The sequence below is a fragment of the Streptomyces erythrochromogenes genome (genome assembly GCF_040684695.1).
Classification (GTDB): Bacteria; Actinomycetota; Actinomycetes; order Streptomycetales; family Streptomycetaceae; genus Streptomyces; species Streptomyces erythrochromogenes_C.
In genome coordinates this window covers 208,780-230,834 of the sequence record NZ_JBFBGM010000002.1, presented here as the reverse complement: position 1 = coordinate 230,834, position 22,055 = coordinate 208,780, and the positions used below count along the sequence as shown (strand labels likewise).

At 71.5% G+C, this 22,055-nt stretch carries 25 protein-coding genes and 1 tRNA gene; 15 read left to right on the top strand and 11 right to left on the bottom strand.

The window, feature by feature from the left end; translation table 11 throughout:
- Positions 1 to 25 precede the first annotated feature (25 nt).
- The 5 genes from AB0O53_RS05055 (at position 26) to AB0O53_RS05035 (ending at position 3,054) form a co-directional block, all read left to right on the top strand.
- A complete protein-coding gene (locus AB0O53_RS05055) occupies positions 26 to 193 on the top strand; it encodes a hypothetical protein (protein ID WP_158714733.1) in 168 nt (55 codons plus the stop codon).
- An 85-nt stretch (positions 194 to 278) separates the two neighbouring features.
- On the top strand, positions 279 to 1,580 hold the full coding sequence (codA, locus tag AB0O53_RS05050) for a cytosine deaminase (RefSeq protein ID WP_350990022.1): 1,302 nt from the start codon (positions 279 to 281) through the stop codon (positions 1,578 to 1,580).
- A gap of 6 nt (positions 1,581 to 1,586) precedes the next feature.
- A complete protein-coding gene (locus AB0O53_RS05045; RefSeq protein WP_365193301.1) occupies positions 1,587 to 2,171 on the top strand; it encodes an HD domain-containing protein in 585 nt (194 codons plus the stop codon).
- Between the two features lie 59 nt (positions 2,172 to 2,230).
- Complete coding sequence (locus tag AB0O53_RS05040) at positions 2,231 to 2,725, top strand: DUF5956 family protein (protein WP_365193299.1); 495 nt, start codon at positions 2,231 to 2,233, stop codon at positions 2,723 to 2,725.
- 50 nt (positions 2,726 to 2,775) lie between these two features.
- Positions 2,776 to 3,054: a hypothetical protein gene (locus tag AB0O53_RS05035; protein WP_350990016.1), complete on the top strand. Its 279-nt coding sequence runs from the start codon at positions 2,776 to 2,778 to the stop codon at positions 3,052 to 3,054.
- Between the two features lie 319 nt (positions 3,055 to 3,373).
- On the opposite strand, the gene AB0O53_RS05030 is transcribed toward AB0O53_RS05035, so the two are convergent.
- The 3 genes from AB0O53_RS05030 to AB0O53_RS05020 all read right to left on the bottom strand — a co-directional run bounded on the left by AB0O53_RS05030 (position 3,374) and on the right by AB0O53_RS05020 (position 4,874).
- The gene (locus AB0O53_RS05030) at positions 3,374 to 3,625 is read right to left on the bottom strand and encodes a DUF6221 family protein (RefSeq protein WP_125539969.1); all 252 of its coding nucleotides are present in this window, start codon (positions 3,623 to 3,625) and stop codon (positions 3,374 to 3,376) included.
- 136 nt (positions 3,626 to 3,761) lie between these two features.
- A tRNA-Pro gene (locus tag AB0O53_RS05025) sits at positions 3,762 to 3,835 on the bottom strand.
- A gap of 100 nt (positions 3,836 to 3,935) precedes the next feature.
- On the bottom strand, positions 3,936 to 4,874 hold the full coding sequence (locus tag AB0O53_RS05020; RefSeq protein WP_350990014.1) for a metallophosphoesterase: 939 nt from the start codon (positions 4,872 to 4,874) through the stop codon (positions 3,936 to 3,938).
- A gap of 67 nt (positions 4,875 to 4,941) precedes the next feature.
- Here AB0O53_RS05020 and AB0O53_RS05015 point away from each other — a divergent pair, with 67 nt between their 5' ends.
- A complete protein-coding gene (locus AB0O53_RS05015; protein ID WP_350990012.1) occupies positions 4,942 to 5,403 on the top strand; it encodes a GatB/YqeY domain-containing protein in 462 nt (153 codons plus the stop codon).
- A 113-nt stretch (positions 5,404 to 5,516) separates the two neighbouring features.
- On the opposite strand, the gene AB0O53_RS05010 is transcribed toward AB0O53_RS05015, so the two are convergent.
- On the bottom strand, positions 5,517 to 7,799 hold the full coding sequence (locus AB0O53_RS05010; protein WP_365193295.1) for a transglycosylase domain-containing protein: 2,283 nt from the start codon (positions 7,797 to 7,799) through the stop codon (positions 5,517 to 5,519).
- A 385-nt stretch (positions 7,800 to 8,184) separates the two neighbouring features.
- On the opposite strand from AB0O53_RS05010, the gene AB0O53_RS05005 reads away from it, so the two are divergent.
- On the top strand, positions 8,185 to 8,553 hold the full coding sequence (locus AB0O53_RS05005) for a WhiB family transcriptional regulator (protein WP_350990008.1): 369 nt from the start codon (positions 8,185 to 8,187) through the stop codon (positions 8,551 to 8,553).
- A 30-nt stretch (positions 8,554 to 8,583) separates the two neighbouring features.
- Here the strand turns inward: AB0O53_RS05005 and bagB are convergent, their stop codons facing one another.
- Positions 8,584 to 9,855 carry an ATPase BagB gene (bagB, locus tag AB0O53_RS05000; protein WP_365193293.1) on the bottom strand — a complete coding sequence of 424 codons (1,272 nt, stop codon included), beginning with the start codon at positions 9,853 to 9,855 and terminating at the stop codon, positions 8,584 to 8,586.
- Positions 9,852 to 10,832 (bottom strand): ATPase BagA, encoded by a 981-nt coding sequence (bagA, locus tag AB0O53_RS04995; RefSeq protein ID WP_350990004.1) that lies wholly within the window; start codon positions 10,830 to 10,832, stop codon positions 9,852 to 9,854. The genes bagB and bagA overlap by 4 nt, the downstream gene beginning before the upstream one ends.
- A 72-nt stretch (positions 10,833 to 10,904) precedes the next feature.
- Between bagA and sp36 the strand changes: the two genes are divergently transcribed.
- The 5 genes from sp36 to AB0O53_RS04970 all read left to right on the top strand — a co-directional run bounded on the left by sp36 (position 10,905) and on the right by AB0O53_RS04970 (position 13,826).
- Positions 10,905 to 11,066, top strand: coding sequence for a Sp36 family protein (gene sp36, locus AB0O53_RS04990; RefSeq protein ID WP_007264966.1), 162 nt, complete (start codon positions 10,905 to 10,907; stop codon positions 11,064 to 11,066).
- A complete protein-coding gene (locus tag AB0O53_RS04985) occupies positions 11,063 to 11,536 on the top strand; it encodes a RidA family protein (protein ID WP_030648108.1) in 474 nt (157 codons plus the stop codon). Before sp36 ends, AB0O53_RS04985 begins: the two co-directional genes overlap by 4 nt.
- A 240-nt stretch (positions 11,537 to 11,776) precedes the next feature.
- Positions 11,777 to 12,685, top strand: a complete 909-nt coding sequence (locus AB0O53_RS04980) for an NUDIX hydrolase (RefSeq protein WP_350990003.1) — start codon at positions 11,777 to 11,779, stop codon at positions 12,683 to 12,685.
- On the top strand, positions 12,682 to 13,527 hold the full coding sequence (locus AB0O53_RS04975; protein ID WP_350990002.1) for an MBL fold metallo-hydrolase: 846 nt from the start codon (positions 12,682 to 12,684) through the stop codon (positions 13,525 to 13,527). The genes AB0O53_RS04980 and AB0O53_RS04975 overlap by 4 nt, the downstream gene beginning before the upstream one ends.
- Positions 13,524 to 13,826, top strand: coding sequence for a ribosomal protein L7/L12 (locus AB0O53_RS04970; protein WP_350990001.1), 303 nt, complete (start codon positions 13,524 to 13,526; stop codon positions 13,824 to 13,826). The genes AB0O53_RS04975 and AB0O53_RS04970 overlap by 4 nt, the downstream gene beginning before the upstream one ends.
- On the opposite strand, the gene AB0O53_RS04965 is transcribed toward AB0O53_RS04970, so the two are convergent.
- Positions 13,807 to 14,646: a nucleotidyltransferase domain-containing protein gene (locus AB0O53_RS04965; RefSeq protein ID WP_350989999.1), complete on the bottom strand. Its 840-nt coding sequence runs from the start codon at positions 14,644 to 14,646 to the stop codon at positions 13,807 to 13,809. The genes AB0O53_RS04970 and AB0O53_RS04965 overlap by 20 nt on opposite strands.
- Positions 14,647 to 14,794: 148 nt before the next feature.
- Positions 14,795 to 15,469, bottom strand: a complete 675-nt coding sequence (locus AB0O53_RS04960) for a Crp/Fnr family transcriptional regulator (protein ID WP_003981529.1) — start codon at positions 15,467 to 15,469, stop codon at positions 14,795 to 14,797.
- 290 nt (positions 15,470 to 15,759) lie between these two features.
- On the opposite strand from AB0O53_RS04960, the gene nth reads away from it, so the two are divergent.
- From nth to AB0O53_RS04945, 3 genes are all read left to right on the top strand, one after another.
- On the top strand, positions 15,760 to 16,590 hold the full coding sequence (gene nth / locus AB0O53_RS04955) for an endonuclease III (RefSeq protein WP_350989997.1): 831 nt from the start codon (positions 15,760 to 15,762) through the stop codon (positions 16,588 to 16,590).
- A gap of 99 nt (positions 16,591 to 16,689) precedes the next feature.
- Positions 16,690 to 17,412, top strand: a complete 723-nt coding sequence (locus AB0O53_RS04950; protein WP_350989995.1) for an NUDIX hydrolase — start codon at positions 16,690 to 16,692, stop codon at positions 17,410 to 17,412.
- Positions 17,413 to 17,425: 13 nt separating this feature from the next.
- Positions 17,426 to 18,628, top strand: coding sequence for a MarP family serine protease (locus AB0O53_RS04945; RefSeq protein WP_350989994.1), 1,203 nt, complete (start codon positions 17,426 to 17,428; stop codon positions 18,626 to 18,628).
- Between the two features lie 375 nt (positions 18,629 to 19,003).
- Here the strand turns inward: AB0O53_RS04945 and AB0O53_RS04940 are convergent, their stop codons facing one another.
- The 3 genes from AB0O53_RS04940 to nhaA all read right to left on the bottom strand — a co-directional run bounded on the left by AB0O53_RS04940 (position 19,004) and on the right by nhaA (position 21,919).
- The gene (locus tag AB0O53_RS04940) at positions 19,004 to 19,963 is read right to left on the bottom strand and encodes an alpha/beta fold hydrolase (RefSeq protein ID WP_326475456.1); all 960 of its coding nucleotides are present in this window, start codon (positions 19,961 to 19,963) and stop codon (positions 19,004 to 19,006) included.
- Positions 19,960 to 20,418, bottom strand: coding sequence for a phage holin family protein (locus tag AB0O53_RS04935; RefSeq protein WP_350989992.1), 459 nt, complete (start codon positions 20,416 to 20,418; stop codon positions 19,960 to 19,962). Before AB0O53_RS04935 ends, AB0O53_RS04940 begins: the two co-directional genes overlap by 4 nt.
- Before the next feature lie 67 nt (positions 20,419 to 20,485).
- Entirely contained in the window at positions 20,486 to 21,919 is a 1,434-nt protein-coding gene (gene nhaA, locus AB0O53_RS04930; protein ID WP_350989990.1) for a Na+/H+ antiporter NhaA, read from the bottom strand.
- Positions 21,920 to 22,055: the final 136 nt, after the last annotated feature.

The window sequence follows — 22,055 nt, the reverse complement described above, 5'->3', positions numbered from 1 at the left end:
ACCCGTACTCCAAGGAGGAACGATCATGGCCAAGAAGGCCCGCACCGGCCACCACATGCACCAGGACTCCGAACGCGCCATGGCCAAGAACACGGCCGCCGAGGCCCGTGCGAAGGCCGCGGTCAAGGACCCGCACTCCACGGCGGCCAAGACGCGCGGCATGCAGCAGAAGGCCCAGGCCAAGCGCGGCTGAACCAGCGACTGGACCAGCGGCCGAACCGGCGGCCGAACCAGCGCGGTCGCCCGCTTCCGCCCGCGCCCGTCCGTACGCTGGCGCCATGCGGATGATCGTCCGGGGCGCCCGGCTGCTCCACACACCAGGCCTGTCCGACGTCGAGGTCGGGGAGGACGGCCGCATCGCGCGGGTCCTCCCCCACGACGACCAGAAGGAACCGCCGGCCACCGGCGTGCTCATCGAGGCGCACGGCGGGCTGCTGACCGCGCCCTTCGTCGAACCGCACATCCACCTCGACACGGCGCTGACCGCCGGCGAGCCGCGGCCCAACAGCTCCGGCACCCTGTGGGAGGGCATCGCCTGCTGGAGCGAGCGCAAGCGCACCCTGACCCGCGAGGACGTGATCGGGCGGGCCACCGAGGTGCTGCGCTGGCAGGCCGCCCAGGGCGTGCTGCACGTCCGTACGCACTGCGACGTCACCGACCCCTCCCTCACCGCGCTCGACGCGCTGGCGGAGGTGCGCGACCGGGTGCGGGACGTCATGGACCTGCAGATCGTCGCCTTCCCGCAGGAGGGCATCGTCTCCTTCCCCGACGGCGAGGCGCTGCTGCGCGAGGCCGTCGCCCGCGGGGCGGACGTCGTCGGCGCGATCCCGCACTTCGAGGACACCCGCGAGGACGGCGTCGCCTCCCTGCGGACCGCCTTCGCGCTGGCAGAGGAGCACGGCCTGCGGGTGGACGCCCACTGCGACGAGATCGACGACGAGCAGTCCCGCTTCGTGGAGGTACTGGCCACCCTGGCCCTGCGCTCGGGGCTGCGCGAGCGGGCCACCGCCTCCCACACCACGGCCATGGGCTCCTACAACGGCGCCTACAGCTTCAAGCTCCAGCGGCTGCTGTCCCGTTCGGGCATCAACCTGGTCGCCAACCCCTTCGCCAACCTCAACCTCCAGGGCCGCTTCGACGCCTACCCCAAGCGGCGCGGCCTCACCCAGGTCCGGGAGATGCTGGCGGCCGGGGTCAACGTCGCCTTCGGCCACGACGACGTGATGGACCCCTGGAACGCCCTCGGCACCGCCAACCCGCTCCAGACCGCCCTCGTCGGCCTCTATGCCGCCCAGCTCACCGGCGCCGACGACATCCCGGTGGCCTTCTCGATGGTGACGGACCGTGCGGCGCGCGTCCTCGGCCTCGGGGCCGACGAGTACGGCATCACCGCCGGCGCCCCCGCCTCCTTCGTCCTGCTGCCCGCGCCCTCGCCCGAGGAGGCGATCCGCCGCCAGGTGCGGCCTCGGTACGTGGTCTCGCGCGGCTCCGTCCTCGCCGAGACCCCGCCCGCCCCCACCCGGCTGTCCTGGCCCGGCGAGCCCCCGTCGGACGTCGACTTCCGCCCCCGCCTACGCTGACGTGCCATGACGTGGACGCTTGACACCAACTCAGCCCGAGCCGCCCTGGAGATCGCGTCGGAGTACGCGGACACGGCGCTCCTGAACCACTCCGTGCGCTCCTACGCCTTCGGCGCCCGGTACGCGCAGGACCACGGTCTGGAGTACGACCGGGAGCTCTTCTACGTGGCGGCCCTCCTGCACGACCTGGGCCTGACCGCGCCGTTCGACAGCCACACCCTGCCCTTCGAGGAGGCGGGCGGCCACGTGGCCCGCGTCCTGACGGCGGGCCTGGGCTGGCCGGCGGACCGCCGCGCCCGCGCCGAGGAGATCATCGTCCTGCACATGCGGGACGACGTGGACGCGGCCGAGGACGCCGAGAGCCACCTCCTCCAGGTGGGCACCAGCGCCGACGTCTCCGGCCTGCGCCTCGCCGAGTTCGACCCCTCCTTCACGTCCCGTCTCCTCGCCGCCCACCCGCGCGCCGGCTTCGGCCCCGTCTTCACCGCTCTCGTCAAGGACCAGGCGCGGCGCAAGCCCGCCTGCGCGGCCGCCGCCTACGTCGCGAACGGCGCGGCCGCCCGCATCGCGGCCAACCCCCTGGACGCGTGACGCGGGCGCCCGCGGCGCAGGTCACGTGGATCGGCCACCGCTTCGGATAGCGTGCCCGCATGTCGTGGGACGAGGACGGAACACCGCACCCGCTCGCACAGCGCCGCACCGGACGCAGCGAACTGGAGGCGGACCAGCTGCCCGAGATGCGGGAGCTGGAGGTGCTCGGCTGGGAGCCGGCCCCCGAGGACCTGCGCTGGGTCTTCCTCCCGTACGTCTGGCCCCCGGCGGCCCGCACCTGGATCCCCGACCGCTCCACCCACTGGGCCGTGGACACCGCACTCGACGGCCACGGCCGCATCACCGGCGTGGAGTGCGCCCCGCTCCCCGAGCCCGACCTGCGGGGCCTCGACCGGGAGGCCGACGAGGCCCTCGCCGCGCTCGGCCTCCCGCCACGCCCCCGCGGCCGCCTCTGGCTGCTCCGCCCGGTCGGCCGTTTCACCACCGTCGCGGCGGTCCTCGACCACCTCGACGCCCTGGCCGCGGCGGCCCCCGCCCAGGACCTCCCGTCCCTGGCCCGCACGGAACTGGCCGCGCTCCACGAGAGCTTCTAGGGGGTGTTGGCTACCCTGGAGGTGGGGGCGCAGCGGCGGGAGGCGGTCTCATGAGGCGGCGGCATCACTTCCACATCGACCACGCGGGCCACTCCGTCAGTGCCACGGTCCAGACCGGCCGCACCGCGGTCGTCGAGGTCCTGGTCGACGGCAAGGAGACGGGCCACGCGACGACCCACCACGACCACCCCGTGACCGTCCGCGTCGAGCTCCCGACGGACCCCCCGACGAAGGTCTCCGTCCGCGCCACCCCGGGCCCGGGCATCCCCCGCTGCGTCTTCGAGGCCCCGGCAGCAGAGCCCCACATCATGTCGCCCCGCCCCTTCTGAAGGGCCCCGAAAAACGCAGGAAGGGCCTCCTAGACCCATGGGCGCGACCGCGTCCAGTTCGCGTGGCGTAGCAGGCTCGTCGGCCACTGACGTCGCGGCAGGCGGGCGCGAGGTTGGTAGTTCGGATGCATCGGTGGGAGGTCGGTTCCTATGCTGGGCTTCTTGTCCGTTGATGTGTAGGGGGGTGTCGTGTTGGTCGAAGGACTGATTTGGGCGGAGTCGCTCGCGGCTCGCCGCCGGATGTCGCCAGGGTCGCCTGTTGCCGTACTGGACGCGCTGCTCGCTGCCGACGGCCAGGCTGGGTCTCGTTGACGGCGGCCTACGGTCGCCATTCCTCACGGTAGGCGGGGTGTGCCGTGTACGCCTGCGCCAGGATGCGAAGGGCATCGGAGAAGCCGTGCGTGCGACCGTCCCAGGGGTCCGCCATGCCTCTGTACTCGCTTGCCAGCGTCTCGACAGCAGCGAGCAAGAGCAGGTGGCTGTCGAGGAGGCTTCCGCTGCCGACCTCATTGGCCGCTTGGCGTCGGTCCTCGTCGATGCGTGAGGCAAGGAACTGCAGCAGCTCTTCCATGCGCTGATCTTCGCGTGCCGTGGCGGAGGGGCCGCATCGGGGGAGATTTCTCCCAGGATTCTCCCGAGAGGTCTGGGAGAAGCAGTCAGGGCCGGCCTCCTCGGAAGGAGACCGGCCCTGAGCTGGTGTTTCTCTGTCGGGGTGGCGGGATTTGAACCCACGACCTCTTCGTCCCGAACGAAGCGCGCTGCCAAGCTGCGCTACACCCCGATCGTCGCCCTGGAGTGTTGCTGTCCTGGCGACATCGATTACTTTAGCGGACCTCTCGCCGGAGACGAAATCCGGTTTTCGCGGAGCGGGCGGCGGGGCCCTACTCCTTCGGGGCCAGCGTCAGGAGCGTCGCCTCCGGGGGGCAGGCGAAGCGGACCGGGGTGAAGCGGTTGGTGCCGCAGCCGGCCGAGACGTGCAGGTAGGAGCGGTGGCCCGCCGCCTCGTGCGTGGACAGCCCCTTCACCCGGTCCGTGTCCAGGTCGCAGTTGGTGACCAGCGCCCCGTAGAAGGGGATGCACAGCTGTCCGCCGTGGGTGTGGCCCGCGAGGATCAGCGGGTACCGGTCGGCGGTGAAGGACTCGAGGACCCGCAGGTACGGCGCGTGCACCACGGCGAGCGAGAAGTCCGCGTCCGCCTCCGGTCCGCCGGCGACGCTCTCGTAGCGGTCCCGCTTGATGTGCGGGTCGTCGAGGCCGGTGAAGGCCAGCTCCAGCCCTTCCAGCTTCATCCGGGCCCGGGTGTTGGTGAGGTTCAGCCAGCCCGCCGCGTCGAAGGCGTCCCGCAGGTCCTCCCACGGGTTGTGCACGGCGCCGACGACCGGCTTGTTGCCGTTCAGCCCGTGCCGGCCCTGGACCTTCTCGACCAGGTAGCGCCCGGGATTGCGCAGCCGCGGCCCGTAGTAGTCGTTCGACCCGAAGACGTACACGCCGGGGAAGTTCATCAGCGGACCCAGGGCGTCGAGGACCTCGGGGACGCCCTCGGTGTCCGAGAGGTTGTCGCCGGTGTTCACCACGAAGTCGGGGCGCAGACCGGCCAGCGACTGCAGCCAGGCGCGCTTCTTGCGCTGCCCGCCGACCATGTGGATGTCCGAGACCTGGAGCACGCGCAGAGGGCGCATCCCCCGGGGAAGCACCGGCACCGTGACCCGGCGCAGCCGGAAGGACCGCGCCTCGAAACCGGCGGCGTAGGCCACACCCGCGGCCCCCACCGCAGCGATTCCGGCAGCCGCTTTCAGTGGTACTCCGTAACGCGCACGCATGGACCCATCGTCGCAGACGGGAAAACAGGTGAGCGCCACCGTCCCCGCACCTGGCACACTCACCTGCATGACCACGCTCAAGGCCAAGCTCCAGGAAGACCTCACCACCGCCATCAAGGCGCGCGACGAACTGCACTCGTCCACGCTGCGCCTGACCCTTTCCGCCATCACCAAGGAGGAGGTCGCGGGCAAGGAGGCCCGTGTGCTCTCCGACGAGGAAGTCCTCAAGGTGATCGCCAAGGAGGCGAAGAAGCGCCGTGAGGCCGCGGAGGCCTTCGCGCAGGGTGGTCGTCCCGAGCAGGCCGCGCGCGAGAGTGCCGAGGGTGAGTTCCTGGACACCTACCTCCCCAAGCAGCTCTCCGACGAGGAGCTCGCCGGGATCGTGGCGGAGGCCGTCGAGGAGGCCCGGTCGGCGGGTGCCGAGGGGCCGCGGGCCATGGGTGCCGTCATGAAGATCGTCAACCCGAAGGTCGCCGGTCTGGCGGAGGGCGGGCGTGTCGCCGCCGCCGTGAAGAAGGCGCTCTCCTAAGTCCCCCACGAGGGGCAAGAGACAAGCGACAAGAGGGAGGCCCCAGCCGATCCGGCTGAGGCCTCCCTCTTGCTTGTTGCCGCGGCGTAGCGACCGCGTGCCGACCGCTACGGCTACGGGCCGTCGGCGCCGCCGATCACCGTGCCCGGGTCGACCGGGAGGCCGGGGAAGGGGTTGTCCGGCTGGCCGGCTCCGCCGCCCGTGGCTCCGCCGCCCGGGCCGCCCGTCTGGCCGCCCGTCTGGCCGCCGGGCTTGCCGTCGCCGCCGGGCTTGCCGGGCCGGCTCGGGTTGGTGGACGGCTTGTTGCCGCGGGGTCCGCCGGAGGGGACGTTCGGTTCGGCGATGTGGACCGTGGTGAAGCGCAGGGCCTCACGGCCGGACAGGGCGCCCGTGATGGCGTCCTTCCAGATCGGGCCGGGCAGGCCGCCGCCGAAGACCTTGTCGTAGGACCGGCCGCCGATCGTGATGTTCTCCATCGTGATCTTCTTCGCGCCGCCCGAGCCGACCCACACCGCGCCGGAGACGTTCGGGGTGTAGCCCACGAACCAGGCGTTGTAGCGGGAGTCCGTGGTACCGGTCTTGCCCGCGCTGTCGCGGTCGGTCAGGCCGGCGCGCTCACCGGTGCCGGAGTCGACCACGCCGCTCAGCAGGGTGTTGACGGTGTCGGCGGTGTTCTGCGACATCGCCCGCTCGCACTTGCTCTTGGGGACCGCGAGCGCCTTGCCGTGCGCGTCGGTGATCGACTCGATGGCGACCGGGGTGCAGTAGACGCCGCGGTTGGCGAAGGTCGCGTACGCGTTGGCCATCGTCAGCGGGGACATCTCCTCCGAGCCGAGCGCGATGGCGGGGCCGTCGGCCAGCTTCGCGCCGCTCGCCGGCACCACGCCGAGCTTGGCCGCCATCTCCGACACCGGGCACAGGCCGATCTCGCCGATCATCTCGACGAAGTAGGTGTTGATCGACTTCTCCATCGCCGTGCGCAGCGCGTACGGGCCGATCTCGTCCTCGGTCTCGTTCTCCGCGGATTCCTTCCGGGTGTTGACGTACTGCGAGCCGTCGCAGCGGGAGATCGGGCTCGGGTAGTCGAGCTTGTTCGGGGCCCCGTAGACCTTCGTCGGGGGCATGCCCCGCTCCAGGGCGGCGGCGGCGATGAACGGCTTGAAGGTCGAGCCGACCTGGAAGCCGAAGTTCGAGCCGCCCATCCGCTTGTCCACGGAGTAGTTGATCTGCGTCTCGTTCTTGCCGAAGCCGTACGGCTTGGACTGGCCCATCGCCAGCACCCGTCCGGTGCCCGGCTGGACCATGGTCACAGCCGTCGCGATCGAGTCCTCCTGGTAGACGTGGTCCTTGATCGACTCGTTGGCCGCGTCCTGCGACTGCGGGTCCAGGGTGGTGCGCACGGTCAGGCCGCCCTGGTTCCAGACCTTCGCCCGCTCCTCGCGCGTCTTGCCGAAGACCGGGTCGGTCAGGAAGGAGTTGCGCACGTAGTCGCAGAAGAAGCCCGCGCCCTTGACCGCCGTGATGCAGCCGTTCTTGGGCTTGGTGACCTTGAGCGTGACCGGCTTCGCCTTCGCCGCGTCGGCCTCGGCCTGCGAGACGTCCTTGGTGTCGGCCATCCGCTGGAGGACGATGTTGCGGCGCTTCGTCGCCTCCTGGTTGTCGTTCACCGGGTCGTAGCGGCTCGGCGACTGCACGACGCCCGCCAGCAGCGCGGACTCGTCCAGGGTCAGGTCCTTGGCCGGCTTGCTGAAGTACCGCTGGGCCGCGGATTCGATGCCGTAGGCCTGCTGGCCGAAGTAGGTGATGTTGAGGTAGTTCTCGAGGATCTTCTTCTTCCCGAGCTCCTCCTCGACCTGGATCGAGTACTTCAGCTCGCGGATCTTGCGGCCGAGGCTCTTCTCCTGGGCCTCGCGCACCTTGGTCTCGTCGTCGCCGGCCTCCTCGACGAACACGTTCTTCACGTACTGCTGGGTGAGCGTGGACGCGCCCTGCGCCGCGCCGCCCTCCTGCGCGTTGCGGTTGACCGCGCGCAGGATGCCCTTGAGGTCGACGGCGCCGTGCTCGTAGAAACGAGAGTCCTCGATGGCGACGATGGCCTTCTGCATGTACGGGGAGATCGACGTGAGCGGTACCACCTGCCGGTCGCGCGAATAGACGGTGGCGATCAAGCCACCCTCGGCGTCCAGAATCGTGGTCCGCTGACTCAGCGGAGGTGTCTTGAGATTGGCCGGGATCTCGTCGAATCCCTCGACCGTGCCCTTGGCGGCCAGTCCCAGGGCCCCTGCAGCCGGAATCGCCATGCCCGCCAGCACGACTCCGGAGAGAACGGACACCCCGAGGAACTTGGCGGCCTGCTGGCTCCCGGTGAGCCCGCCGCCCGAGCGCTTCTTTCCCATGGAGGGCAGCCTACGTTCTGATTCGCCGGACACACGCGAATGCCTTGGCCTAAGCTGACCCCAACTGTCACAGCAGTCCGGTGCGACATCAACCCCTCGGCTTGATTTTCACCCTTCCCGAATGGGGTGGACTGATGTCCGAATCTCGCTGCCCCGGTGAACTGGATCCGCCGATTGCACCCGAATCGTCGGAATGGTCGGGCATGTCGCCGGATCACTCCGTCGGGTGATCTGCCGCTTACCCATAGTCCGTTCGGACCATTCAAGATTGGGCCCGTCGGGGGTGTTGCACTGTGCCCGCCTTCCGTAACGTCCTCAACTGGCAGCGGTGAATATGCCGCTACCGCCGTGGGGGAGCCTCGATTCGGGAGAGGACGGCGCCGGGATGGGCTGGGTTACCGACTGGAGTGCGCAGGCAGCCTGCCGCACTACCGATCCGGATGAACTGTTCGTTCAAGGAGCGGCACAGAACAGGGCCAAGGCGGTGTGCACCGGATGTCCGGTGCGGACCGAATGCCTGGCCGACGCGCTCGACAATCGCGTCGAGTTCGGCGTGTGGGGCGGAATGACCGAGCGGGAACGACGTGCGCTGCTGCGCCGGCGTCCCACCGTCACCTCGTGGCGACGGCTGCTCGAAACCGCCCGTACGGAGTACGAGCGCAGCACGGGCATCCTCACCATGGATGCGATGGAAGCAATGGACGCAGAAGCGGAGATCGACGTTCCGTACGAGACGTACGCGGCAGCCGGGTAGAACACGCGGCCGCCACCTTCGTACGAACGCCTACGCTCCGGCCGGCACCCCGGCCGCGAGTCGTTCTCCGATGGCCCGCAGCCCGGCGAGGTCGTGCACATCGCCGGGCAGGGCGGCCACTTCGGCCACCGCCACCTCGGGGTGGAGTGAGGTGAAGCGATCACGCGTGCGCTGTTCACGCGCGATCACCTGCATGCGTTCGGCATGCAGGCGCAGTAGTCCTGCCGTGATCCGGTCGACGGCCGTGATGTCGTCAGGGGCGGTGTCGTCATCGGCGCCGGGGGGTTCGGCGGCCGTGTCACGAAGTCCAGCTTTCCCGGACTCCTGATCGACAATGCCGCCTTCTTCAAGATTCTCTGCGGCGGCCAACGCCCGCTCGGCGGACAGCTGGTCGGCGCCGCTTGCGTGCACACGGTTGAGCACCAGACCGGCCAGCGGCATGCGTTCCGCGGCCAGCCGCTCCACGAAGTACGCCGCCTCGCGCAGGGCGTCCGGTTCGGGCGCCGCGACCACGAGGAAGGCCGTACCCGGCGCCTGCAGCAGCCGGAAGGTCGCGTCGGCGCGCGTACGGAAGCCGCCGAACATCGTGTCCATCGCCGCCACGAAGGTCTGTACGTCCTTCAGCAGCGAAGCCCCCATCAGCTTGCTCAGGGTGCCGGTCATCATCGACATGCCGACATTGAGGAACTTCATCCCGGCCCGGCCGCCGACCTTCGCCGGAGCCATCAGGACCCGGATGAACTTCCCGTCGAGGAAGGACCCCAGGCGCTTGGGGGCGTCCAGGAAGTCCAGTGCCGACCGGCTCGGCGGGGTGTCCACGATGATCAGGTCCCAGTCGTCCCGGGCCCGCAGCTGCCCGAGCTTCTCCATCGCCATGTACTCCTGCGTGCCCGCGAAGCCGGCCGACAGCGACTGGTAGAAGGGGTTGGCGAGGATGGCCCGGGCCCGCTCGCCGTCCGCGTGCGCCTCGACGATCTCGTCGAAGGTCCGCTTCATGTCCAGCATCATGGCGTGCAGTTCGCCGCCGCCGTCCCCGCCGGCGGTCCGGACCCTGCGCGGGGTGTTGTCCAGCGAGTCGATCCCCATCGACTGCGCGAGCCGCCGCGCCGGGTCGATGGTCAGCACGACCGCCTTCCGCCCGCGCGCGGCCGCCCGTACGCCCAGCGCCGCGGCCGTGGTGGTCTTGCCGACGCCGCCCGCCCCGCAGCACACGATGATGCGGGTCTCCCGGTCGTCCAGCAGCCGGTCGACCGCCAGCCGCGGCGGAGTGTCCAGGCCCACCGTGTCCACCCCCTCGCTCATTCGGCCACCGACTGCTTCCGAAGTTCCTTGGCCAGCTCGTACAGCCCGGCCAGATCCATCCCCGCCCCGAGCAGGGGCAGTTCGTACGTCGGCAGGTCCAGGCCCGCCAGTACGGTGCGCTGCGCGCGCTCCAGCTCCACCCGGCCCGCGTGCTCGGCGGCCTGCGCGAGCAGCGGCTCGACCAGCCGCTCCGCGAGTCCGCCGCGGCGCGCCCCGCCCAGGCCCGCCCGGGACAGGGCCTTCGCGACCCCGGCGCGGTGGTCCTCGGCCGCGCTGCGCAGGGTGTCCTCGTCCAGATGGTGCGGGCGGACCATGTTCACGACGACCCGGCCGACCGGCAGCCCCGCCTCGCGCAGTTCCTCGATGCCGTCCGCGGTCTCCTGGACGGGCATCTCCTCCAGCAGCGTGACCAGGTGCACCGCCGTCTCGGGGGACTTGAGCACCTTCATGACGGCCTGCGCCTGGTTGTGGATCGGGCCGAACCGGGCCAGGCCCGCCACCTCGTCGTTGACGTTCAGGAACCGGGTGATCCGCCCGGTCGGCGGCGCGTCCATGATCACGTGGTCGTAGACGTACTGCCCCGCCTTGTCCTTGCGGCGCACCGCCTCGCACGCCTTGCCGGTCAGCAGCACGTCGCGCAGGCCGGGGGCGATGGTCGTCGCGAAGTCGATGGCCCCCAGCTTCTTCAGCGCGCGTCCGGCCGAGCCGAGCTTGTAGAACATCTGGAGGTAGTCCAGCAGCGCCCGCTCGGCGTCGATGGCGAGCGCGAAGACCTCGCCCCCGCCGGGTGCCACCGCGATCTTCCGCTCCTCGTAGGGGAGCGCCTCGGCGCCGAAGAGCTGCGCGAGCCCCTGCCTGCCCTCGACCTCCACCAGAAGAGTCCGTCTGCCCTCGCGCGCGAGGGCAAGCGCGAGTGCGGCGGCGACCGTGGTCTTGCCGGTGCCGCCCTTGCCGCTGACCACCTGGAGCCTGCTCACATCGACCGAGCCTAACCACTCGGCTCCCGGGGCGCGCATGAGCCCCGCATCACAGGCACTACCCTCGCTCCCATGACCAAGAAGTTCGAATACGCGACGGTCCCGCTGCTGGTCCACGCCACCAAGCAGATCCTGGACACCTGGGGCGAGGACGGCTGGGAGCTCGTCCAGGTCGTGCCCGGCCCGAACAACCCCGAGCAGCTCGTGGCCTACCTCAAGCGGGAGAAGGCATGAGCGGCGTCGTCGACGCGAAGCTGGCCGAGCTCGGCCTGACCCTGCCCGAGGTCGTCCCGCCGCTGGCCACCTACCAGCCGGCCGTGCGGTCGGGCGCCTACGTCTACACCGCGGGCCAGCTCCCGATGGTCAAGGGCAGCATGCCGGTCACCGGCAAGGTCGGCGCCGAGGTCTCGCCGGAGCAGGCCAAGGAACTGGCCGCCACCTGCGCGCTGAACGCCCTGGCCGCCGTCAAGTCGGTCGTCGGCGACCTCGACAAGATCGCGCGTGTCGTGAAGGTCGTCGGCTTCGTCGCCTCGGCCCCCGACTTCACCGGCCAGCCGGGCGTGCTGAACGGCGCGAGCGAGCTGCTGGGCGCCGTCCTCGGCGAGAAGGGCGTCCACGCCCGCAGCGCCGTCGGCGTGGCGGTCCTGCCGCTCGACGCGCCCGTCGAGGTCGAGATCCAGGTCGAGCTGGTCCCCGGAGCCTGACTCCTGCGGGGAGCCGTACGCATCCGGGTGGCGGCGCCGTCCCCCGGATGCGCCCGCGCCCGCCCGCGCACCCGCGCCCCTGGCCCCGGCCCCGTGCCCGGTTCGCGCACGCCGCACGGACCGGGGCGCGGGCCGGGTCGCGGGCCGGGGCGGCCTCCCGTCCGCCCGTACCGGCCGCCGCGCGGCGACCGGTGCAGGGTGACCCTCGAACATCGGGCCGGATGGCCGTAGCATCCGGCCATGCCGAATGGTCAGCAGCAGCCCCCCGCCGGGGGCCAGTGGTACCCGCCCGAATGGCCCGACCGCATCCGCGCGCTCGCGGACGGCTCGCTCTCCCCGGTGGAACCGCGGCTCGCCGCCACCGTGATGCTCCTGCGCGACACCCCGGACGGACCCGTCGTCCACATGCTGCGCAGGCGGGCCTCCATGGCCTTCGCCGGCGGCGCGTACGCCTATCCGGGCGGCGGGGTCGACCCTCGCGACGAGGAGCACCACGTCGGCTGGGCGGGCCCCTCCCAGGCGGACTGGGCGGCCCGGCTCGGGACCGACCCCCGCACCGCCCAGGCCATCGTCTGCGGCGCCGTACGGGAGACCTTCGAGGAGGCGGGCGTCCTGCTCGCCGGCCCGACCCCGGACACGGTCGTCGGCGACACCACCGGTGACGACTGGGAGGCGGACCGGCAGGCCCTCGTGGCCCGGGAGCTGTCCTTCGCGGACTTCCTCGAACGCCGCGGCCTGTGGCTGCGCTCCGACCTGCTCGGCGCGTGGGCGCGCTGGATCACCCCCGAGTTCGAGCCGCGCCGCTACGACACCTGGTTCTTCGTGGCCGCCCTCCCCGAGGGCCAGCGCACCCGCAACGCCTCCACCGAGGCCGACCGGACCGTCTGGATCCGCCCGGCCGACGCCGCAGGCGGCTACGACAAGGGCGAACTGCTCATGATGCCGCCCACCATCTCCACGCTGCGCTCCCTGGAGCCGTACGGGAGCGCCGCGGACGCGCTCACCGCGGCCGCCGCCCAGGACCTCGCCCCGGTGCTGGCGCAGGCCGCGCTGGAGGACGGCGAGGTGGTGCTCAGCTGGCCGGGCCACGACGAGTTCACCAAGCGCGTCCGTCTCGGGCGCCCCGGAGGCTCCGGAGGCCCCGCATGACCGACGCCGCAGCACTGCCCGGACAGCCCCGCGGACTCGTCTCCTCCGGGCCGGCCACCGCCCGCGCGGTGAACGTGCTGGCCCCCAACCCCTCCGCGATGACCCTGGACGGCACCAACACCTGGCTGGTGTCCGAGCCGGACTCGGACCTCGCCGTCGTCATCGACCCCGGCCCGCTGGACGAGGCCCACCTGCGGGCGGTCGTCGCCACCGCCGAGCGGGCGGGCAAGCGGGTCGCGCTCACCCTGCTCACCCACGGGCACCCCGACCACGCGGAGGGTGCCGGCCGGTTCGCCGAGCTCACCGGCACCAAGGTGCGCGCCCTGGACCCGGCCCTGCGCCTCGGCGACGAGGGCCTCGCCGCCGGGGACGTGATCCGGACCGGCGGGCTGGAGCTGCGCGTGGTCCCGACCCCGGGCCACACCAGCGACTCGCTCTGCTTCCACCTGCCCGCCGACCGGGCGGTGCTGACCGGCGACACCATCCTCGGCCGCGGCACCACGGTGGTCGCGCACCCCGACGGCCGCCTCGGGGACTACCTGGACTCCCTGCGCCGCCTGCGCTCCCTCACCGTGGACGACGGCGTGCACACCGTCCTGCCGGGGCACGGGCCGGTCCTGGAGGACGCACAGGGCGCCGTGGAGTACTACCTGGCCCACCGGGCGCACCGGCTGGCACAGGTCGAGACGGCCGTCGAGAACGGCTTCACCACCCCCGAGGCGGTCGTCGCCCAGGTGTACGCGGACGTGGACCGCTCCCTGTGGCCGGCGGCGCAGTGGTCCGTACAGGCGCAGCTCGAGTACCTTCAAGATCACGGACTGATCCCCGGAGGGCCCGAATGAACACCATGTTCCTGCTCGTGATGCTCATGGGCACCGCCGGGTGGATCACCTCGACGGTGTCGCTGCGCGTGAAGGGCCTCCAGGTGCAGGCGGACCGGACGGAGCGCCGGCTGGCGCTGCTGCTGGACCACCTGGGCATCGAGGAGCCGGAGCCGGCGGGCCTGGACGAGGTACGCGCCCTGATCCGCGAGGACCGGCAGATCTCGGCGATCAAGGCCTACCGCCGCATCACCGGCGCGGGCCTGGCGGAGGCCAAGCTCGCCGTGGAGGCCCTCGCCGTCACCGTGCAGAAGGACTAGGAGTGTCCGGCCCCGTGCGGGGCAGGCGCGTCTTCGTGCCGTGGCGGGCCGTGTACTCGTCCGCGAGCCACGGGCCGAGGTCCTCGACGTAGGAGCGCACGACGTCCGGGTCGTCGACCGGATCCAGGGCCACCGCGGCCGCGGCCCGCATCTGGGCGGCGCGCTCGGGATAGTAGCCGCCGAAGACCTCCGCGGACTCGGCCGGATCGCTGGTCCAGCCACCCCACCGCGGCATGACCAGTGTGAATCCGGTGCGCACCAGGCGGCGTGCGAAGAGCCGGCTGAGCCGCCGGTACTCCTGTGGTGTGCCGGCCTCCCGCAGGCTGGTGCGCCACCGGGGCAGGAGCGCGGCGAGGTCGCCGTTGGTCTCACGGGCGAGCAGGCTGTCCGGCCGGTAGCGCGGCAGGTGTTCGGCCAGGTCCGCACCGAGCAGCGGGGTGCACAGGCAGGCGAGGAACCAGCCCAGGTCGAATCGTTCCTCCTCGCTCAGCACGGTGTCCTTGTCGTGGAGCAGGACGCCGACCCCGTCGATCTCGTCGAAGTCCTCGTCGATGCCGCGCGCGAGGACCTCGGCGGTGTCGCGGTCCTCGTCCGAGGGCGCGTGGTGCAGGACGAGCAGCAGGTCGAGGTCGGAGCGGCCGGGCCGGGCGGTCCCGCGCGGCACGGACCCGTACAGGTAGGCGCTGTGCAGCCGGCGCCCGTACGCCTCGGCCGTCCGCCGGCGCGCGGCGGCCACGACGCCCCGGAACTCGCCCTGCACCTGCCCGAGGGAGCCCTCCCGCTCGAAGTACCCGTAGGCGTCCAGACCCCTGTGCTCCATACCTCCACTGTGCACGCGTCCGCCCCGTTGGCGCCCGAGGCGCGGGGGCCGACGGGCGGGAGCCCCCGCGAACGGACCCGCCCCGGGCACGCGGAAGGGCCCTGCCCGGGCGGGCAGGACCCTTGTGCTGCGACGAGGCGGAGCCGTGTCAGCGGGAGCGCTTCGCGAGGCGCTCCACGTCCAGCAGGATCACCGCGCGGGCCTCCAGGCGGAGCCAGCCGCGGCCCGCGAAGTCGGCCAGGGCCTTGTTCACGGTCTCGCGGGAGGCGCCGACGAGCTGTGCGAGCTCTTCCTGCGTGAGGTCGTGGACGACGTGGATGCCCTCCTCCGACTGCACGCCGAAGCGGCGCGACAGGTCCAGGAGCGCCCGGGCCACGCGGCCGGGAACGTCGGAGAAGACCAGGTCGGACATCTGGTCGTTGGTCTTGCGCAGGCGCCGGGCGACGGCGCGCAGGAGCGCGGTCGCGACCTCGGGCCGGGCGTTGAGCCAGGGCTGGAGGTCGCCGTGGCCGAGGCCGAGCAGCTTGACCTCGGTCAGGGCGGTGGCGGTGGCGGTGCGCGGGCCGGGGTCGAAGAGCGACAGCTCGCCGATCAGCTCGCCGGGGCCGAGGACGGCCAGCATGTTCTCGCGACCGTCGGGGGAGGTGCGGTGCAGCTTCACCTTGCCCTCGGTCACGACATACAGCCGGTCGCCGGGGTCGCCCTCGTGGAACAGGGCGTCACCGCGTGCGAGGGTCACCTCGCCCATGGAGGCGCGGAGCTCCGCGGCCTGCTCGTCATCGAGCGCCGCGAAGAGCGGGGCGCGCCGCAGAACGTCGTCCACGAGTCTCTCTCCTATGTCGACCAGCTCAGGGGACCGTGCTCCCCATTTTGCCGGACGGCTCAAACAGTGCGATCAATCACAAGGATGCCGGACGGACGGGCGTGCTGTGCGGCGAGAGGCCAATCGGAGTCGTGTTACCTGAGGTCCGGGCGGGTGTCAGCGCCCGGCCTTAGGCTGGCCGGGTGTCCAATAAGCCGGTGAGAGCACAGGCCAAGGGGTCCGCAGGAGTGACGGACGCCCGAAATTCAGCTGTGGGCGAACAAGCCCCGTCGAAGGTGCCCCCGAAGGCCGTGACTGCCCCTCAGGGCAAAGTTTCGGCCAAGAAACCGAAGGCTGCCAAGCCGGAATCCCGCCTGGCCATGGTGCGCCGGGCGCGCCGCATCAACCGGGAGCTGGCCGAGACCTACCCGTACGCCCATCCGGAGCTCGACTTCCGCAATCCCTTCGAGCTGCTCGTCGCGACGGTGCTGTCCGCGCAGACCACCGACCTGCGGGTGAACCAGACGACCCCGGCGCTCTTCGCCGCCTACCCGACCCCCGAGGACATGGCCGCGGCCGTCCCGGAGGATCTGGAGGAGCTGATCCGCCCGACCGGGTTCTTCCGGATGAAGGCCAGATCGCTGCTGGGCCTGTCGCAGGCGCTGCGGGACGAGCACGGCGGGGAGGTGCCGGGCCGGCTGGAGGACCTGGTCAAGCTGCCGGGCGTCGGCCGCAAGACCGCCAACGTGGTCCTCGGCAACGCCTTCGGCGTTCCCGGGATCACGGTGGACACCCACTTCGGCCGGCTGGTGCGCCGCTGGAAGTGGACCGAGCAGGAGGACCCGGAGAAGGTCGAGGCGGAGATCTGCGCGATCTTCCCGAAGAGCGAGTGGACGATGCTCTCGCACCGGGTCGTCTTCCACGGCCGCCGCATCTGCCACGCCCGCAAGCCCGCCTGCGGGGCCTGCCCGATCGCCCCGCTCTGCCCCGCGTACGGGGAGGGCGAGACGGATCCGGAGAAGGCGAAGAAGCTGCTCAAGTACGAGAAGGGCGGCCAGCCGGGCCAGCGGCTGAGCCCGCCCCCGGACTACCCGGGCCTGCCCGCCGCGCCGCTGGGCGCGGGCGCGGCGCAGCAGGCGTAGGGACGAAGGCGCAGCAGGCGTAGGAACGAATCGGTACCCGGACCGCGTTTGGCGGTGTGGGAGACGCTGTTGACTTGAGGAACGCTGACAGGGGTGCCTATGACGCGCGGTACACGGGACGAGGCCGGGGTCACTGCGGGAGTGCGCGTGGGGGGCGGCCCGGCCGTCAGCACCGCGGGGCTGCCCGACTGGCTCGATCCCGTCGTCGAGGCGGCCCGGAGCGTGGAGCCGCGCCAGCTGAGCCGGTTCCTGCCGCCCGAGGACGGCCGGGGGCGGCAGTCCGCCGTCCTCATCCTCTTCGGGGAGGGCGCCCGCGGCCCGGAGCTGCTGCTGATGGAGCGCGCCGGCACCCTCCGCTCGCACGCCGGGCAGCCGTCCTTCCCGGGCGGCGCGCTGGATCCGGAAGACGGGGATCCGCACACCACGGGTCCGCTGGCGGCCGCGCTGCGCGAGGCCGAGGAAGAAACCGGACTCGATCCTTCCGGTGTGCAGCTCTTCGGGGTGCTTCCCCGGCTCTACATCCCGGTCAGCGAGTTCGTCGTGACCCCGGTCCTCGGCTGGTGGCACACCCCGAGCCCGGTCGGCGTCGTGGACCCGGCCGAGACGGCCCGGGTGTTCACGGTTCCGGTGGCCGATCTCACGGATCCCGGGCACCGGGTGACGACGGTCCACCCGCGGGGCCACCTCGGCCCCGGTTTCACCGTCGAATCGGCCCTCGTCTGGGGTTTCACGGCCGGAGTGATCGACCGGATCCTGCACTTCTCCGGCTGGGAACGTCCGTGGGACCGATCACGCCAGGTCCCGCTCGACTGGCACGCGTGAGACGGTGGCCCACGTGAACGTGCTGGACATCCTGTTGTTGCTCGCCGCCGTGTGGTTCGCGATCGTCGGCTACCGCCAGGGGTTCGTCGTCGGCATCCTGTCGGTGATCGGCTTCCTGGGCGGTGGCCTCGTCGCCGTTGCCCTGCTCCCGCTGATCTGGGACCGGGTGACGGACAACGGCACCCAGGTGTCCACCACGGTCGTCGTCATCGCCGTCGTGGCGATCATCATCTGCGCCTCCGTCGGCCAGGCGCTGACCACCCATCTCGGCGGCAAACTCCGCCGCCAGATCACCAATCCGTCGGCGCGGGTGCTCGACGCCACCGGCGGAGCCCTGGTGAACGTCGTCGCGATGCTCCTCGTGGCCTGGCTGATCGGCTCGGCGCTGGCCGGCACCTCGCTGCCCACGCTGGGCAAGGAGGTCCGCAACTCCAAAGTCCTCCTGGGTGTTTCGCGGGTGCTGCCCGACCAGGCGAACAACTGGTTCTCGGAATTCAGCTCCACCCTCGCGCGCAACGGCTTCCCGCAGGTGTTCAGCCCGTTCTCCAACGAGCCCATCACCGAGGTGAAGGCGCCCGATCCGGCGCTCGCCACCAGCCCCGTCGCGGACGTGGCGAAGCGCTCGATCGTGAAGGTCGTCGGTACGGCGCCCAGTTGCAGCAAGGTGCTGGAGGGCACGGGCTTCGTCTTCGCCCCCGGCAAGGTCATGACCAACGCGCACGTCGTCGGCGGGGTCAGCGAGCCGACCGTGCAGATCGGCGGCGAGGGCAAGCTCTACGACGGCAAGGTCGTGCTCTACGACTGGGAGCGCGACATCGCCGTCCTGGACGTGCCCAAGCTGAAGGCGCCGCCGCTGGAGTTCACCGACAAGGACGCGGCGAGCGGCAGCGACGCGATCGTCGCCGGCTTCCCGGAGAACGGCGCGTACGACGTCCGTGCCGCCCGGGTCCGCGGCCGGATCAATGCCAACGGACCGGACATCTACCACCGCGGTACTGTCCGACGGGACGTCTACTCGCTGTTCGCGACGGTCCGCCAGGGCAACTCCGGCGGCCCGCTGCTGACGCCCGACGGCAAGGTGTACGGGGTCGTGTTCGCGAAGTCCCTCGACGACCCGAACACCGGCTACGCGCTGACCGTGGACGAGATCCGCGACGACATCGAGAAGGGCCGGACGGCCGAGCGCCGGGTCGAGAGCCAGGGCTGCGCCCTCTGACGGGTCCCCCCGCCGGATCCTCGGGGGGTGTCGTGCCGATCAGGCCGGATGAAGCCTGATCGGCGCGGCACCCTCTAGGTCCGTGGATGGCGCAGGCGTGCGGAGACCCAGCGGGCCCGGCGGCGCAGGATGCGGGGGATCCCGAGGTGTGGGTCGTGGCCGTGACGGCCGGCCCTCTCGTGCGTGCCCGGCGTAGCTGCCGAGCGGCGTTCGTGCGCGGTGTCACCGTAGTCGTGCGTCCAGCTCATACTCGGCTCTGTGCCCGGGCCCCAAGGTCCGTAATCCCGTACGGGGCGGCCAATTGGCCTATGCGCGGGGCAATTGAATGCTCGTAAGACGATCGGACCGGTGAACTGCCGTTCGTACGGCGGGCGGTCAGCGGTCGGGCTCGGGGTCCTTGAGCCAGTTCACCAGCTCGGTCGAGAAGGCGACGGGGTCCTCCTCGTGGGGGAAGTGCCCGAGTCCGTCGAACAGCCGCCACCGGTAAGGCGCTTCGACGTACTCGCCGGATCCGGCGGCGCTGCGCGTGCGCATCACCGGGTCGAGCGAACCGTGCAGGTGCAGCGTGGGCACCCGGACCGGCCGCTTCATCCGCCGGTTGAACTGCAGTCCGTCGGGCCGGGCCATCGACCGCATCATCCAGCGGTACGGCTCGATCGAGCAGTGTGCGGTGGACGGGATGCACATGGCCCGCCGGTAGACGGCGAGGTCCTCCTCCTCGGGAGGCCTCGGCCCCGACCAGTCGCGGATCAGGTCCCCCACGAGGGCCCCGCCGTCGGCGACGAGCTGCCGCTCCGGGACGAACGGCCGCTGGAAGCCCCAGATGTGGGAACTCGCCCTGGTCTGCCCGAAGTCCGACAGCATCGCCGAGCGCCACCGCCGGGGGTGGGGCATGGACGACACGACGAGCCGGCGCACCAGCTTGGGCCGCATCACGGCCGCCGTCCAGGCGAGGTACCCGCCCAGGTCGTGCCCGACGAGCGCGGCGTCCGGCTCGCCGAGGGACCGGACGACCCCGGTGATGTCCAGGGCCAGGTTCGCGGGGTCGTAGCCGCGCGGAGTGCGGTCGCTGCCGCCGACCCCGCGCAGGTCCATCGCGACGGCCCGGTACCCGGCGTCGGCGAGCGCGGTCAGCTGGTGCCGCCACGTCCACCAGAACTGCGGGAAGCCGTGCAGCAGCAGCACCAGCGGTCCGTCACCGAGCTCGGCGACGTGGAAGCGGGCGCCGTTGGCGGCCACGTCCCGGTGCGTCACCGCTTGCCCGCCGGGGAGGTCGAGCCGCACGGCTGTGGCGGCCGTGGGCGGAATGCTGGGGTCCGGCGTGGGCGCTGTCATGAGGACGAGCGTGCCACACCCACAGCCTTGTCACTGACCGGCCGCGGGTGCGGCTTGACGGTCCCGACCAGCGCGGCGGTCTGCTTGACCGAGGCGATGGACTTCTCCGGCGGCTTGACCTTCTTGAACTTCCGTACGGCGATCAGCACGAGCACGCCCGCGATCAGCAGGAACGCGCCGCCGACGATCAGGAACGACCAGGCCAGGCCGAGCCCGAGGTTGTGGATGCCGTACGCCGCGGCGAAGGTCAGCACCGGGAGGGAGAAGACGGCGAGCACTCCTGCGACGGCGAGGGAGGCGCTGCCGCTGCCCACGCGCTTGACGTCCTCGCGGAGTTCCGCCTTGGCCAGGGCGATCTCGTCGTGAACCAGGGCGGACATCTCGGCGGTGGCCGAGGCGACCAGCTGGCCGAGTGTGCGCTCGGCTCCCTGCGCCTCTTGGTCCACTGCGCTCATCACTCTCTCCCTCTGTCGTCCGCCACCTGGCGGCGGTCGTGCGTCTGTCCCTGCGTCGTCCCTCAGATCATGCCGGACGGTCGGCCTCGGTGGTGGACCCGGCTGCGGTTTGGAGCGCGGCGGCGGCCGCCTCCTCCGCCTTGCGACGGTGTTCCGCGGCCCGGTCCTCGTAGATCTTCGCCATCCGCAGGTGGTACTCGGGCTTGTCCTCCTCGTAGATGTCCGGGATGCCGTCGCGGTCCTCGTCGCGCTCCTCGGCCTCGGTGAGCGCGCGGTAACGGCGGTCGCGGAGCTTGAGCAGGACGCACGCGATCACGGCGGCGATGAGGGAGCCGAACAGGACGGCGGCCTTGATCTCGTCGGTGAGGGTCGCGTCGCCGGCGAAGGCGAGCTCACCGATGAGGAGGGAGACGGTGAAGCCGATGCCGGCGAGCGAGGCCACGGCGAACACGTCGGGCCAGGCCAGGTCCTCGTTCAGCTCGGCCCGGGTGAAGCGGGCGGCCAGCCAGGTACCGCCGAAGATGCCCGCGGCCTTGCCGACGACGAGGCCCAGGACGACGCCGAGCGTCTCCGGGCGGGTGAAGACCTGGGCGATGGCCTCGTCGGAGAGCGAGACGCCGGCGGAGAAGAGCGCGAAGAGGGGTACGGCAAGACCGGCCGACACGGGCCGCACCAGGTGCTCGATGTGCTCGCCGGGGGAGGTCCGCTCGCCTTCCCTGCGGGTGCAGCGCAGCATCAGGCCCATAGCGACGCCGGCGATGGTGGCGTGGACCCCGCTGTTGTACATCAGGCCCCAGATGACCAGGGCGAGGGGGACGTAGACGTACCAGCCCCGGACGTCGCGGCGGAGCAGGAACCAGAACAGGGCCAGGCCCACGAGTGCGCCGCCGAGCGCCAGGAAGTCGATCTCGCTGGTGAAGAACACGGCGATGATCAGGATGGCGAAGAGGTCGTCGACGACGGCCAGGGTCAGCAGGAAGGCGCGCAGGGCCGAGGGCAGGGAGGTGCCGATGACGGCGAGGACGGCGAGTGCGAAGGCGATGTCGGTGGCCGTCGGGACCGCCCAGCCGTCCAGTGAGCCGTTGCCGGTGAGGTTGACCAGGGCGTAGACCAGCGCGGGCACGGCCATGCCGCAGAGGGCGGCGATCACCGGGAGGGCGGCTGCCTTGGGGTCGCGCAGATCACCGGCGACGAGCTCGCGCTTGAGCTCGATGCCGGCGACGAAGAAGAAGATGGCGAGGAGCCCGTCGGCCGCCCAGTGCTGGAGCGAGAGGTCCAGGCCGAGGGAGGCGGGGCCGATGTGGAAGGAGCGGACGCTCGCGTAGCTGTCCGAGACGGCGGGGATGTTGGCCCACAGCAGGGCGGCGATCGCGGCCACGAGCAGCAGGACGCCGCCCACCGTCTCGGCGCGCAGGGCATCGGCGATGTAGCGGCTCTCGGGCAGCGAGAGGCGGCCGAGCAGCTTGCGGCTCTTGTGGTCGGTGGGGGTGGGCGCGGCCACGAGGGGCACCTCCGGGGGCTGTTGGACGGCATGGCGGAACTCGTTGCCGACCAGACTTCCCGGCGCACCCTGTGGATCTTTTTACGCTTTCAATATTTTACAGGGTGTACGCGAGGGCGTATCCGGCGATCGTCAC